General features: G+C 43.8%; 10 protein-coding genes, 1 pseudogene and 1 riboswitch (1 of these 12 cut by a window edge). All 11 genes and pseudogenes read left to right on the top strand.

The features are described from left to right. Positions 1-40: 40 nt before the first annotated feature. Positions 41-517, top strand: coding sequence for a hypothetical protein (locus tag CBE73_RS17320; protein WP_174704763.1), 477 nt, complete (start codon positions 41-43; stop codon positions 515-517). After that, on the top strand, positions 487-2,409 hold the full coding sequence (locus tag CBE73_RS17325; protein WP_094095292.1) for a DUF2326 domain-containing protein: 1,923 nt from the start codon (positions 487-489) through the stop codon (positions 2,407-2,409). The genes CBE73_RS17320 and CBE73_RS17325 overlap by 31 nt, the downstream gene beginning before the upstream one ends. Next, positions 2,372-3,229 carry a hypothetical protein gene (locus CBE73_RS17330; RefSeq protein WP_094095293.1) on the top strand — a complete coding sequence of 286 codons (858 nt, stop codon included), beginning with the start codon at positions 2,372-2,374 and terminating at the stop codon, positions 3,227-3,229. Before CBE73_RS17325 ends, CBE73_RS17330 begins: the two co-directional genes overlap by 38 nt. 804 nt (positions 3,230-4,033) lie before the next feature. After that, positions 4,034-4,513 (top strand): toll/interleukin-1 receptor domain-containing protein, encoded by a 480-nt coding sequence (locus CBE73_RS17335; RefSeq protein WP_244905550.1) that lies wholly within the window; start codon positions 4,034-4,036, stop codon positions 4,511-4,513. A 17-nt stretch (positions 4,514-4,530) separates the two neighbouring features. Beyond that, positions 4,531-5,976: an SIR2 family protein gene (locus tag CBE73_RS17340; protein ID WP_094095295.1), complete on the top strand. Its 1,446-nt coding sequence runs from the start codon at positions 4,531-4,533 to the stop codon at positions 5,974-5,976. 19 nt (positions 5,977-5,995) lie between these two features. Further along, positions 5,996-6,640: a TIR domain-containing protein gene (locus tag CBE73_RS17345; protein ID WP_094095296.1), complete on the top strand. Its 645-nt coding sequence runs from the start codon at positions 5,996-5,998 to the stop codon at positions 6,638-6,640. 153 nt (positions 6,641-6,793) lie between these two features. Next, a pseudogene (locus tag CBE73_RS17350) lies at positions 6,794-6,979 on the top strand (GMP synthase (glutamine-hydrolyzing)); the annotation flags it as partial. 381 nt (positions 6,980-7,360) lie between these two features. Beyond that, complete coding sequence (locus CBE73_RS17355) at positions 7,361-8,146, top strand: DeoR/GlpR family DNA-binding transcription regulator (RefSeq protein WP_094095297.1); 786 nt, start codon at positions 7,361-7,363, stop codon at positions 8,144-8,146. Continuing rightward, complete coding sequence (locus tag CBE73_RS17360) at positions 8,128-9,186, top strand: oxidoreductase (protein WP_094095298.1); 1,059 nt, start codon at positions 8,128-8,130, stop codon at positions 9,184-9,186. Before CBE73_RS17355 ends, CBE73_RS17360 begins: the two co-directional genes overlap by 19 nt. 175 nt (positions 9,187-9,361) lie before the next feature. After that, positions 9,362-9,462, top strand: a riboswitch (purine riboswitch). A gap of 183 nt (positions 9,463-9,645) precedes the next feature. Continuing rightward, a complete protein-coding gene (locus CBE73_RS17365) occupies positions 9,646-11,016 on the top strand; it encodes an NCS2 family permease (RefSeq protein WP_094095299.1) in 1,371 nt (456 codons plus the stop codon). Positions 11,017-11,146: 130 nt separating this feature from the next. Further along, positions 11,147-14,924: the 5' portion of a glycosyltransferase family 39 protein gene (locus tag CBE73_RS17370; RefSeq protein WP_157739611.1), read on the top strand. It continues 122 nt past the right edge of the window; 3,778 of the gene's 3,900 nt are visible here — the first part of the coding sequence; the start codon lies at positions 11,147-11,149; its stop codon lies off the right edge, out of view.

Here is a 14,924-nt window from a genome sequence, read left to right on the forward strand (position 1 = left end):
GTCTACGCGTAATATTGAACATGAGCTAGCTATGTATGATATGGATGAGAGCAGTTCTTTCAATGGATTTATATTACTTATGATTTTGAAATTTTTTTCGAAATGCACTATGAACCAGGTAGCTTGTTCCTTATATCTGGTACGCTTCCCTAAAATTCTTGCCAGACTTTTAACTAAGGAAGAAGAAATGAAGTTTAATGAATTTGTTCCGGAATGGGAAATTGGAAATTTGGATGCACTGCTTGTCCCTTATATTAATCAAAAATATGACACGCGTTTTATACGAGGTATAAAAGAGTTATTTGCTAGAGGTCTAATTAGTATCGAAGGTGAAGATGTCCGCCTGACTTCTTCTATAGAATTTCCATCAAAAAGCGATGCGATCATGAGCATCGAAAACAAAGCTTATTTTTCTAGTCTTGTTGTAAAGAGGACAGATATTTCAATACTTAATGAAAAAATATCACGAATAGTAGGAGAAGAACAATGGGGAATTTTCTCTTCATCAACCGTGTAGCGGTAAACCCGCCTAAAGGGAAAACTGATGTCACATTTAGAGGTGGCTTGAACGTAATTCGTGCTACGCTGATAAGCGAAGCTTCTGAAGATTCAAAAGATAGTCAACCTGGAATACGTAATAGCGTCGGAAAAACAACTTTTGCCCATATGTTGGACTATGGGCTGGGTAAAAGCCTTTTTTTAAATAAGGACAAGGCACTTGGACGTAAGTCATTGGAATCGCATGATTTATTAATGGAGTTTAGAATCGGAGATGAACAATTTACTGTCCAGAGAAACTTAGTTAAAGGTGACATATGTATTTTGTATAGAGAATGGATTATCGATGATCTACTAAATGGTGTGCAAAAAAATGGTGAAAGATTCCCAATAAAAGACTATAGAAATTTTATGGAAGATAAGCTATTTTCAGGAACTAACATTTTTGAAGGTGAGAGATTTATATCGTTCCGTGATATTATGCAAATCATTTTTAGAGATCAAGTTGGAGGATTTGAATCGATTGATAAGACGGGGAACTATTCTTCGAACGCAGAGGCTAAACGTAAGCTGCAACAATATCTTTCAGGGTTAACTACCGCGGAGACATTGAATGCCGATATACAAGTAAGTAATGCGGAGGAAGCTGAAAAAGAAGCTAAAAAGGCTTTCGATATCATAAAGAAATATGTCAACCATAAGGTTAACCAAGCTGAAGAGGTTATACGATCAGAAGCAACAGTAGTGATTGAGCAAATTCAAGTTAAAAATGAAGTAGTAGCTGATCTAAAACAACAATTAATTCTGCTACAACAAAGAAATGATGAACGAGTTGAGCAAAAGCAGGAGTTTCTCCAAATAAAACTAAGTCTCTCTAAAGAAGAGAACTTAGTTAGAAAGAGGATTAATAGTTTCCAAGCTACTTTAAATGAAGTGCAAACTGAAAAAGAAAATATAGAAACAGCTCATTATGCACATCTGCTACTAGATACTTATGAATATGAAAAATGCCCTGTATGTTTGGTAGACATTACAGGCGACCCGTCTTTTAAATGCCCTCGAAGTACATCCAATGAAGAGGACTCAGACAGAGCTTTGGAAACCATGCAGACTATTTTGTCAAACGAAAGGCAAGACTTAATACAAGCTATTGCTGAGCTAAATCATACTTTAGAGGAAATCCAATTGAAGGCAGTTGAGATTGATAGCGAAATAGCGGATTTAAATCTTGAAATATCAGAAGATGCTAATGAGATATTAAAAAATATCGAAGAAAAAGAAAGAGAGCAAAAAGAACTAACGGAAAAATTAACAGGATTAAAGCAGGATTTAGAGTATTTCCGAGATCATGACGATTATAGAAGAAAACATGGCTTAGCGAAAGATAACCTTACAATTGCAAAAGCCAATCGCAATCGAATACAACAACAAATGGAAGATAATATAGAAAGTTTGAAAAATTATTTTCAGGAAGTTGTTTCGTATTTGTATTTCGGGAATCGTATAGGTTCATTTCAGTTAAGCAAGATTGCGAAAAACTTTGAAGCTACTATTAGGTATCTTAATTTGAGTGAGGGCAGAGATACTGGTGCAGCAGCGATCACCTTAGCGGTTATAGCATTCGACCTAGCGTTATTAAAATTAGCTATAAATTCGAATACACCACACCCAAGATTACTTGTTCATGACTCACCTAATATTAATGATATTGACCCATCTGTTTATAACAGAATATTTACGTATGTTAGAGATGAATTGGAAAAGCCATTTGTTGAAAATGATATAGAACCAGATTTTCAGTATATTATTACAACCATATTAATGCCAGATGAGCTAGCAGATGATCCTTATGTCAGATTGGAGTTAAATAATAATGGAGACAAAGGAAAACTCTTTGAATTTACATTTTGATAATATTCCCGCAAATCAACAAAGGTTGATAAATTTCTTGAAGCATTCATACTCTGAAGAAGAAATTTATGCATTAGGGCGAATGCTGAATTTAGAAAAAGAAGACTATGTTGGAAAGGGTATAACTAAGCAGCAATTATGTGGCTCATTTGTTGAGATGGTTACTCAAAGGTCATTGTACGAAGGACTGTTTGTGCTTCTTGAGTCTCCTACGTATGTTCGGACAAGAATATATCAGGAATTTGGTGATTTAGGAATAAAGGAACCTTTAGCTGAAAACAAATTAGAGGAAATTGTGCAAGAATGCTTCGAACAAAGCAAAATAAGATTAAAGGATACTTCCTTTTCAGATTGGTTAGCTGATTGGAAGAGATCAATGGTACTTGTTTTAGGCAAAGATAATACCCCTGAAGCATGGGATAAACTTACGAGAATTTGTGATGTACTAAGAGAAATGGGGTATTCCCCCTATTTAATAAAGGATCAACCGGATATCGGACTGTTAACTAATGAAGAAAAAATGTTGGCATATGCTGCGGCATCAAGATTTGTTGTTATTGAGAAATCTGAGCCATCTGGCCATATTGATGAGGCCCATATTTGCGCAACCAATCGGTTAGTTGGAATATGGCTAAGAGAAGAGGGAAAAGGCGATACCTTGATGCAGGGAGATTATGAAGTAAGTTTCCTTAATATTAAAAGTTTTACTTATGGTATAGGAAATATGAGTGATGCGATTAGTACCGGTGTTGACTGGGCCGAAGGATATTTGAAAGAAAAAGAGACAAAGTTAAACTCATTGTATCCATTTAGACGTTAGGAATTCGAGGATTCTATCCAAAGCCTGACTAGCAGCCCCCTCGACTTCAACATGGCTCGACTTGCTGAATTGCCTCGTACTCTTCAGAGAACTATGATCAATAAGCCGGGACAAGAAAAAAAGGGAATTTCGGCATTTACAATTCTCCAGTAGTTAGATGTGAACAATAGGTTTAGGTTGCCCATTGTGAATAATGCTTTACATGTTTGTGAGATCCTCGAAGTAGACCCGCATAAAGTTAATGAACAGGAAGATCGTCGGATATCAGGTTAATTTCCTGACGATTTTTTATTTTTGATTAGCTAAATTATAGTATCTCAATAATTCTTATTACCACTACTTTAAATCACCATAACCTAACTATCATAAAAAGGTATCGGAAATTTTGGGTCTGGACATGGCATTTGAACGGAGCTTGGGAAAAAGATTAAGTGAACTACATGCAGTGGAATAACCCAAGAACAGTTAGCAGATTGTGCAGGATTAGGTAGGACATGGTTAGTAGAATTGAACGATACGAGTATTCTATAAGCATTCTCGACATAGAAAAAATCGTGAGTGAGTTAAATGTTTCGATGTGATACTGGGACAAAAAAGCCCTACTTAAAGAATTCAGAGAGTCAAATCTTCCTTAGGGAGGCTTCAAGACAATTGTCGTAATACTTTTGCCCTTTTCAAAGATGGTGATTTAAGATAATAGTATTGTAATGAATACCTATGAAAAGTATTATTTGGGTAACTAGAAACACGGTCGAAAAGAGGAGGATTTCTATGTCGTACCTAACATTCAATAAGTTGAACAATATGTCTCAGTCGATTCAAAAGTCTCTTAATGAAAATTACCAATTCAGCACTTCAAATACGGTTTTCTTGTCCCATCGTCACGACGATAAGGAAGAGGTTAAGAAAGCGGTTGGGTTTTTAGCGCAATTTGGTCAAAGGACATATATTGATTGGCTTGACCACAGTATGCCTAGCCAGACATCATCTGAGACGGCTGAGAAGCTGAAACAGAGAATTAACGTTTCAAATAAATTCGTGTTATTGGCAACACCGGGAAGCATTCAATCAATTTGGATACCATGGGAGCTTGGGCTAGCTGATGGAGCGAAAGGAATGGATAGAATAGCTATCCTCCCACTTTTGTATAAAGATACGACTTGGGATGAAAGGGAATATTACGGTCTATACAATTACATAGAACAAGTTGCTGATGGGCGGTGGGGTGTTTTTAAGCAAGGAGAATCAAATGGAGTTACTTTAGAGCACTGGTTTGAATTGTGAATACAGGAGGATTATCTATGGATAAAGATATTGCCGAATTTCTGAAAACTTATAAAACTGCTATTGAGGAGTCTAATGCGGCTGTATTTGCGGGCGCAGGATTGTCTAAACCTGCGGGATTTGTGAACTGGAAGGAACTGCTTCGAGATATCGCTGAAGAAATCAATTTAAATATTGATAAAGAAAGTGATCTTATAGCAGTAGCGCAATACCATGTTAATGAGAACGGTGGAAACAGAGGGAAAATAAATCAGGCATTGATTGACGAATTTACAAAGGATGTCGAAATCACCGAAAATCATAAAATTTTAGCAAGGCTGCCTATAGATACATATTGGACAACCAACTATGATAATCTAATCGAGGAAGCCTTGAAGATTGAAGGAAAAAGAATCGACTCGAAAATAACGACCGAAAACTTAGCGGTAACAAAACCGAATAGTGATGCTAAGATTTATAAAATGCACGGGGATATTTCATTACCTCATGAGGCCGTTTTAACTAAAGATGATTACGAAAATTATAACAACAAGCGGCAGCTATTTACTACGGCTCTTCAAGGCGACCTCGTTTCAAAAACGATGTTGTTTATTGGATTTAGTTTTGATGATCCCAATTTGGAATATATTTTGAGTCGCATAAGAATCCTTTTGGGTCAGAATCAACGTACTCATTACTGCTTTATGAAGCAGGTGCAGCGAGATGATTTTAAGGAAGAATCAGATTTTTTATATGCTGAGATAAAGCAGAAGTTAAAAGTGAATGATCTGAAAAGATATAGCATTAAAGTGCTTCTGGTAAGTCAATATGAGGATATTACGGCTATCCTCAAGGAAGTGGAACAGCAATATAAGAGAAGAAATTTATTTGTATCCGGTAGTGCTTCTAACTATGGAAATTGGGGAGAGCAGCGCTGCTTAGAGTTCGCAAGTAACCTCAGTAAAGCAATAATCCAAAACGGGAACAATATTGTAACTGGTTTTGGTCTCGGAGTTGGCAGTTGTGTAATCTCGGGTGCGTTGGAAGAAATCTATAAAACGAGAAGTCAGCGGGTAGAAGAACGTCTGATTTCGAGACCTTTTCCCCAAAATACAACTGGTCAAATCCCTATAAAGGAATTGTGGACTAAACACAGAAATAACATGATTCAAAACGTAGGGATTTCCGTTTTTATGTTTGGTAATAAAATTGATGCTTCAACTGGTGCTGTAATAGAAGCAAATGGCATGATTGAAGAGTTCGAAATAAGCGTGAATCTCGGCGTAATACCCATTCCCATTGGTGCGACCGACTTTACTGCTAAAAAAATATGGGAGACTGTTTTAAATGATTTTGACGGGTATGTTCCCGATGTTGGACTGAGAGATAGGTATCAATTGCTGGGCGATGTGAGCCAGACTGACAAAGTGTTGATTAACACTGTAATTGAAATTGTGAATATGCTTGAAAAAAGAAAAAGGTAATAAAGGGGGAGGTTCAGGTATGGCACGTAAAACATTCATTTCTTATAAGTATAGCGAAGCTCAACATACAAGAGATCGAATAATTAAGGCTCTTGGCGCAGATGCTCGTTATTATCAAGGTGAAACCAGCACCTCGCCTAATTTGACAGACAGAAAGACAGAAACCATTAAAAATCATCTTAAGAGCATGATTTTTGATACTTCGGTAACTATTGTTGTTATCTCTCCAAATATGAAGCAGAGTAACTGGATTGACTGGGAGATTGAATACTCTTTGAAGGAGATTACTAGAGAAGACAGAACGTCAAGAAGTAATGGCATTGTAGGTGTAATCCAAAAAGATTATTATTTTGGTGGATATGGGTGGATTCTTAGTTCGGTTACAAATTCTGATGGTTGCAAGTCAAGAAGCATTGATGAAAGCAAGTTGTATGAGATTATCATCAAGAATCGTACAAACCAAAAAGATCCTGTATATGTTTGCCCAAATTGCCAGAGTGTTGATTCTCTAAATGGCTCGTATATCTCCTTGGTAACTGAAGATGATTTTGTCGCAAGTCCGGATACGTATATCGAAAATGCATATGAGAAGAGTAAACGGATTAATGATTTCGAAATTACAAAAACGATTAAAACTCAACAGAATTGGTGGTCACCATGGTGAATCAATAAATTTAACTTAAACAAAAAGCTGCGTTATGAAACTCCTCATAACGCAGCTTTTTGTGCTATCTACTATTGAAATTGGTCATTTTACCGCTACAATTGATATACCGAACAACGTGGTAAATGAATAGTAATTAACTCTATAATGCACACCTATTCCCATACGGTCGGCATCCGTGCGGTAACGTCCATCGACGGCATGACCGCCGACTGGGCGCGTATCCCTTGGGACGTGCTGGAGAAGATCTCCGTACGTATTGTTAACGAAGTGGAGAACGTGAACCGCGTCGTGTACGACATTACCTCGAAGCCGCCGGCGACGATTGAGTGGGAATAGTCTGCTAAACGTTTAATTTCAAAACCGTATCCTGACTTAGGGATACGGTTTTTTGCGTTCTATGTATTTCTATATATTCCTAAGTATTTTAATGTATTTCATCCTGTTCCATCTTAAGCGGCAGAGTCAGAGTCACATAACAATCCTAACGCCTCCCTTTCATCTGCGTATTTCTGCAAATGAAGGGGATTTTTTTAATCTTCACTTGCTCACATTCGTATTGCTTATTATACTTAAGTGAATTAAGCATTTTTATGAATGCAGCTGCTTGGTGCTAAGTGCATATCCATATCCACATCGATATTCGCATCCACCTCCATATCCAAATGCCGAATTTGCATGTATCTGAATACTCCCTCAAAGAAGGAGCTGACTATAACGATGTACCAGGAACAAAGGTTAACCTGGATCAGAACGTATTTGTCTTCCCATAAAACGATCAAACTTGAAGAGATCTGCGAAATGCTGGGGGTTTCAAGAGATACGGCACGCAGAGATCTTGTTAAGCTCGATGAACGCGGGGACATTATCCGGGTGAAGGGGGGAGCGGCTTTGCCGTCCTCAACTCCAGTGCTGATCGACTACACCGCGCGGCAAGCCACCGAAGGGAAAGAGCGGATCGCCCAGAGAGCTGTGTCGCTGATTCATGACCATTATGATCTGCTGATCGATACATCCTCCACCTGCGCATTGATGGCTAAACATATGGGCCATAAAACGGTTAACGTACTTACCAACTCCATAGATCTGGTCGACCTGCTGGGTAAGCATACCGAGATCCAGGCTTTTTTGCTGCCGGGGAAATTTAATAAGAAGCACAGAAATCTGACAGGTCCGAGAACGATAGAGATGCTGAACGACTTCAAGGTTGACCAGCTTTTCCTGGGAGCCTGCGGCATTAGCGGGGATGGTTTGACTTCTCCGGACGAAGAGGAAGCTTTCCTGAAGAAAAAAATGATCAGCCGCGCCCGTCAAGTCGTGCTGCTGGCCGATCATACCAAATTCCAAAGGGAATTCCTGCACAAGGTTTGCGATCTGGAAGACATTGATGTCATCGTTACCGATCTAGCGCCGGATGATGACATGAAGGAACAAATGAAAGACCATGACATTGAACTTATTATTCAGGAAGAGAGTGAGGATATCGAATGGAAACCATTAAAGTAGGGTTGGTTGGCTACGGTTTGTCGGGAGCTACCTTTCATGCGCCGCTAATGGGCGTGTTAGAAGAGTTTGAAATAGCCAAAGTGGTTAGCTCTAATACAGACAAGGTACAGCAGGATTTGAAAAATGCGGAGGTTGTAAGCAGCCTGGAACAGGTGCTGGCTGACCCGGCAATTGATCTGGTCGTGATTACAACGCCGACTCATCTGCATTTTGAAATGGCCAAACAAAGCCTCATGGCCGGCAAACATGTCATCCTGGAGAAGCCTATGGTCGTAGAAGCGAGGGAGGCCACAGAGCTGATCCGCATAGCCGAGGAACAAGGGCTGCTGTTAAGCGTCTATCACAACCGGAGATGGGACAATGATTTTCTGACGGTGAAGAAGCTGGTGAACGAGGGGGCGCTTGGCGAAATCAATACTTACCAGGTTCATTTTGACCGTTTCAGACCACATGTCAGAGACCGCTGGAGAGAACAGCCTTTCCCTGGATCGGGTACGCTGTATGATTTAGGCTCCCACCTCATTGATCAGGCCCTAAACCTGTTTGGCTGGCCGGAATCTATATCAGCTGATGTGTTCGGGCAAAGAGAGAACGCGCAGACTGATGACTATTTCCATCTTGTGCTCGGATATAGCAAACTGCGGGTTATTTTGCATGCCGGCTCTATCGTGGCTGGGAATGGTCCCCGTTTTCAGGTACACGGCAGCAAGGGCAGCTTTATCAAATATGGAATTGACGGACAGGAGAATTTGCTAAAAGAAGGTCACAAGCCTGCAGACTCTTCCTTTGGAGCAGATCAACCGGAGTTTTACGGCAAGCTCATTACTGTGGACGGAGAAACGGAGAAGCAGGACACGATCGAAACTTTACCGGGCTCCTATTTGACTTATTACAAGCAAATTGCTGCAAGCCTGCTGCAAGGAGCCAAACCTCCTGTAACGGCTCAAGAAGGTTTGGCGGTTATTGCTATTATTGAAGCAGCGCTCGCAAGCAGCAAGGAGAAGAAAACGATCGTTCTGGATCGGTATAAAGAGTTTTAGAATAGTTTTCCGTAATTGGCACAACCTAAAAAGACTATATACTGGAAATGGCGAACGTTTAAAAACGATATAATCCCGAATATTCGTATTTTATCATTGACAAGGTCTCTTTCCGTGCCTAAAATATGTTTTGTAACTGCTATGTAAGGTATCTGTCATGGCATATGAGAACTGCTGCTGACAATTCAATAGTATTCGTATAATTCCGGGAATTGGCCCGGAAGTTTCTACGAGGTCACCGTAAATGATCTGGCTACGAAGTGAGAAGACGCGCACCCTGCAAGGCTGTTTTGGCCTGCTGAAGGCTGCTGCAGAAATGGGTTTGCGAATCGAATTTGCGAATCCGTCTTCTTGGCTACTGCGAGGACCCGGGGAATAGATGTATGCCCGGGTTGTTTGTCGTTCCTGCAGTTCTTGCGGGTTTTGAGGTTTATGATTATTTAAGGGGGATTTAGGTAAATGGATCGTTTTTTCAAGCTGAAAGAGAACGGCACATCGGTAAGAACCGAAATTATCGCGGGCATTACCACCTTCATGACGATGGCGTACATCCTGTTCGTGAACAACTTGTTCCTGGGACCGGATGGGGCCGGTATTCCGGCTGACGGCGTATTTTTCGCAACGTGCGTAGGCGCAGGCCTGATTACCATCATCATGGGCTTGTTCGTTAACATTCCGATCGCGCTGGCGCCGGGTATGGGTCTGAACGCTTATTTCATGACCGTCGTGCTCAGCTCGGACGGAAGAATTACTTGGCAGGCGGCTTTGGGCGCCGTGTTTATTTCGGGGATTATTTTCCTGATTCTGACGGTAACGAAGATTCGCCAGCTCCTGATTGTGGCTCTGCCGCAAAGCTTGAAGGCTGCAATTACAGTAGGTATTGGTTTGTTCGTAGCCAGCATCGGCCTTAAACTGAGCAACCTGATTGGCGTTAACTTGTCCGGTGTTACAGATCCAACTCAGACGATCGGCGGAAGCAGCATCAACTTTACGTTTGGCGATATGGTACACAGCCATGAAGTGCAGCTGACTCTGATTGGTCTGATCCTCATTGCGATTCTGATGGCGCTTCGCGTGAAAGGTGCGCTGCTGATCGGCATCGTGGCGACTACGCTGATCGGTATCCCTATGGATGTTACCAACACAAGCGGTTTGTCTGGAGCGACCTGGTTCCCGAACCTGAATGATCTGGCTGTCGGCAAATTTGATCTTGGCGCTGCCTTTAAACTCGGTTTGTTCGAAATCGTATTTGTCTTCACGTTCGTCGAGCTGTTTGACACCTTCGGCACGCTGGTAGGTACGGCTACTCGCGCCGGCTTGATGAAGGACAAAGAGAAAGGCGAGAAAATGATCGGGAAAGCAATGCTGGTAGACGCTGTCGGCGTCAGTGCCGGTGCCGCTCTCGGTACAAGTACGGTTACGTCCTATGTGGAAAGTACGGCGGGTGTTGCCGAGGGCGGACGTACAGGTCTTACAGCAATTACGACCGGCGTATTGTTCCTGCTGTCCCTGTTTATCGCACCGCTTGCGGGCGTTGTGCCTAGTGCTGCTACGGCCCCGGCGCTGATTATCGTCGGCGTGCTGATGATGGGACAAGTGAAGAGCATCGAATGGGATGATTTCCTGTATGCCTTCCCTGCTTTTGTAACGATTATTTTGATGCCATTTACCGGCAGCATCGCGAACGGAATTTCGGCAGGCATTTTGTCTTACGTCATTCTAGCCCTTTGCAGCAACCTGGTATCCAAGAACAAAGTGAAGATCCACTGGCTGATGTGGGTGCTGGCGGTTATCGTACTTGCCCGTTATATTTTTATCGGCTCGGAATAAGATCCGGCGGTTTGCAGGTTTTTCACCCTTATCTATCGAAAATAGAGAAGCAGTTCGGCTTTTGACGCCGGGCTGCTTTTTTGCTTCTACCTATCCATTATCCATTACGGCTCGTGAGGTGTGACAATCATTGGAGAATAATCGAACCAGAACGACCAGAATCCGATTGAACAAAAGCTTCGTCTTTTTTCTTGCCATAAGTCTGCTGCTGGCTATGATGCCAAGGATCGTGGGAGCGGCGGATGCCAACCAGCTGCTGAACAGCAGCTTTGAACAGGTGTCCGGAGACATGCCTGAGGTGTGGAGCCAGGATATGTGGCTGATGGATCAAGGGGCCAGCAGGCTGTGGGTCGATCATCAGGAGGCGCATACCGGTACCTCTTCCGCAGCGGTGCAAAATATTCAGCCCAACCATGCCAGATGGATTCAGAAGCTGACGGTTAAGCCAAGTACCTACTATAAAATATCCGGCTGGGTCAAAACCTCCGGTCTGCCAAAGGCTTCGGGCGGGAGCGGGGCCAATTTATTCATTTCCGGAGTGAGCGCGAGCTATCCTCAGGTCTACGATACCCAAGGGGGCTGGCAGGAAGTTGAATTTACGGGCGTAACAGGTCCCAAACAGACGGAAGTGACTATAGCGGCGGGACTCGGGCAATACGGTGCGCTTACGACCGGAACCGCCTACTTTGACGATATTTCTATAGAAGAAACCGTTAAACCGGCTGCAACGACTGCTGTAGTCAACATGGACATTGCCAAACCGGAGACCAAACGGGAGCTTCCGGTATCGGTCACTTCTACTGTGCTGATGCTTGCTTTGTTCAGCCTCTTCTTTGCTTACATATACCGGATTTATATGCGGAAGGACGAAAGTCTGAGGCCGCGTCTTGATTATAAAATGCTGCTGCTGATCTTGCTGGCTGCCGCCTTTGTGGTCCGGATCTGGTCCGGATTGCGGATGGAAGGGTACGCGGGGGATTTAACTACCTTTATGTATTGGGCTGAACGTCTGCAACAGACAGGGGTAGGGCATTTTTATGAAAAAGGGATCTTCGCCGATTACCCTCCGGGTTATCTGTACGTTCTATATGTGCTTGGCGCCATCAAATCGGCGCTGTCGATTGCCGATACGTCGGCTGCAGCACGGCTGCTGTTCAAGCTCCCGGCGATCCTGGCCGACCTAGCGGCAGGGTTCCTGCTGTACCGGCTGGGCCGCGGCAAAATCGGCGAACGCCTTGCGCTGGCGCTGGCTTTTATCTACCTGTTTAATCCTGCTGTATGGATCGATTCGGCCAATTGGGGCCAGATTGACGGATTTTTTGCCGTCTTTCTTCTATTGTGCCTGAATGCGCTCGCGGGACGTAAACCCACTCATTCAGGAGTCTGGTTCGCACTCGCGGTGCTTATTAAACCTCAGGCCTTGATTTTTACGCCGGTGCTGCTGCTTGTTTTCCTGCTGCAAAAAAAGGGCTGGAAAACATTCCTGCTAACCGTTCTCTACGGTCTGCTTACAACGCTTATTCTGGCAGCGCCTTTCTACTGGAACAATGGCGGGATCAATGGTTTTTATCAATTGTATAGATCTACTTTGTCTTCTTATCCTTATGCGGTGCTTAACGCGTTTAATTTGTTTTCACTGGCCGGGGGGAATTGGAAGCCGCTGACGGAAACATGGGGTTTCCTGAGCTTTGGAACCTGGGGAAACTTGTTCCTGATTCTTTCCGTAGCGCTGACCGTGTGGTTTGCGTGGGGCAGCAGAACGAGTCTGAGGAGGGAAGACCCATCCGGCGAATCTCGCACAAACTCCAAAGGCAGAATATTCAGCGTTTATCTGCTGGCTTTAATATTAATCGCCTGCGTTTACCTGTTTGGACCGAAAATGCACGAACGTTACTTATTCCCGGCACTTCTCATTTCCCTGTTTGCCTTTATTCAACTTCGGGACCGCCGGCTGCTGCTCGTCTTCTTCGGGTTTAGCGTTACCCAATACGTGAACATCGATTACGTGCTGAAAAATTACCACGCCTCCAATTCAGCCACACCGATTGACGGCATAGCGATCGTTTCAGCCATTGTTAATTTGGCTTTTCTTCTCTATTTGCTTTTGACCTCTCGGGAGATTCTGTTCAAAGGTCACATCCGGCAGCTGCCGGTGACTTCGCGTGATGAACGCCATATGACGGATAAGCTGATTCTCGAAGAGCTGGAGCATTCGGCGATCTCTGTTCGCAATCCCCGAATGCAGCGCAAGGATTGGATGTGGGCTGGTGCCATTACGCTGCTTTACGCGGTTATTGCCTTGTATCAGCTGGGGGATTTGAAATCTCCGACGACTTATTGGCAAACTACGGCCGATGGGGAGAACTTCTACGTGGATCTGGGTTCAACCCAGTCGCTGGAACGGATCAATCTGTTTGCTGGCCCGGGCCGGGGGGTGGTCAAAATGGAGTTCAGCAATACGCCGGATCACTGGGACCATGCCGTGGAGCTTGATCTTTACGGCAAGGTGTTTAAGTGGAATACGGCGGAGGCCCTGATTGAAGCCCGGTATATTAAATTTACGGCGGAATCAGCGCAGACGATTGTGCATGAGGCGGCCATTTACGGACGCGGGTCAGATCAGGCGATTCCTGTTGCTTCTATTCATAGTGAGGCGGTTTCCGCTGAAGATACCGGTTCCCCGGATCAGCTGTTCGATGAGCCGGATACGGACGTTTATAGACCGAGCTACATGAACAGCACTTATTTTGACGAGATCTATCATCCGAGAACAGCTTATGAATATCTGAAGGGAATGCCGGCTTATGAGAATACCCATCCGCCGCTCGGGAAAATCCTCATTGCGCTCGGCATTAAAATCTTCGGACTCAGCCCGTTCGGCTGGCGGATTGTAGGGACTGTATTCGGGATCGGCATGCTGCCGCTTATGTACCGGATGGCGCTCACGTTATTTGGCAGAAGCCGGTATGCCATTACGGCAACGCTGCTGTTTGCCTTGGACTTTATGCATTTCACACAGACAAGGATGGCGACTATTGATGTGTATGCGGTCTTTTTCCTAATGGTCATGTACTATTTCATGCATCGCTACATGTCGCATAATTTCTATACAACGCCGATCGGCAAAACGCTGATCCCTTTAGGTCTCGCCGGTTTATTCTTTGGCATCGGGACGGCTTCTAAATGGAACGTTGCTTATGGAGGAGCCGGGTTAGCCGTGATGCTGGGCATGTACTTGTATGCCCGCTTCCGGGAAATGAAAGCGGCGAGACGCTGGATAGCGCAGAACGAAGAGACTTCTATAGAAGAGACGGCGGGGAGCGGGGCAGCGTCTCGGGGCAGCTTGTACCAGATGACGGCGAGCCGGTTTACCCGCAATACGATCATCACGCTGGCGAGCTGTGTAGTCTTTTTCATCGTGATTCCTGCAATCATTTACAGCTTGTCCTTCATTCCGGTATTAAACGAAGCGGCCGGGGGCTACACATTCAATAACCTGATCGATGCTCAGATTCACATGTACGACTACCACAGCCAGCTTACGGCGACGCATCCATATTCCTCGCAGTGGTGGCAGTGGCCGTTTATGAAACGTCCGCTTTGGTTGTACAATGGTCCTGATCTGGCGCCGGGCATGAAGGCCACCATGGTAACGATGGGGAATCCGCTGATCTGGTGGACGGGGATTTTTGCAATTCTGCTGACGATTTGGATTTCGATCAAGCGGCGGGACCGGATGATGTACAGCGTCTGGATTGCTTATTTATCCGTCTATATCCCATGGGTGCTCGTCCCTCGTTATACGTTTATTTATCATTACTTTACGATGGTGCCGTTTATGATCCTCAGCATTGTCTATATGATGAAGCTTGGGGAAGAGCGGTATATCTGGTTTAAAAAAATCCGGA

The sequence above is a fragment of the Paenibacillus physcomitrellae genome, assembly GCF_002240225.1.
GTDB lineage: Bacteria > Bacillota > Bacilli > Paenibacillales > Paenibacillaceae > Fontibacillus > Fontibacillus physcomitrellae.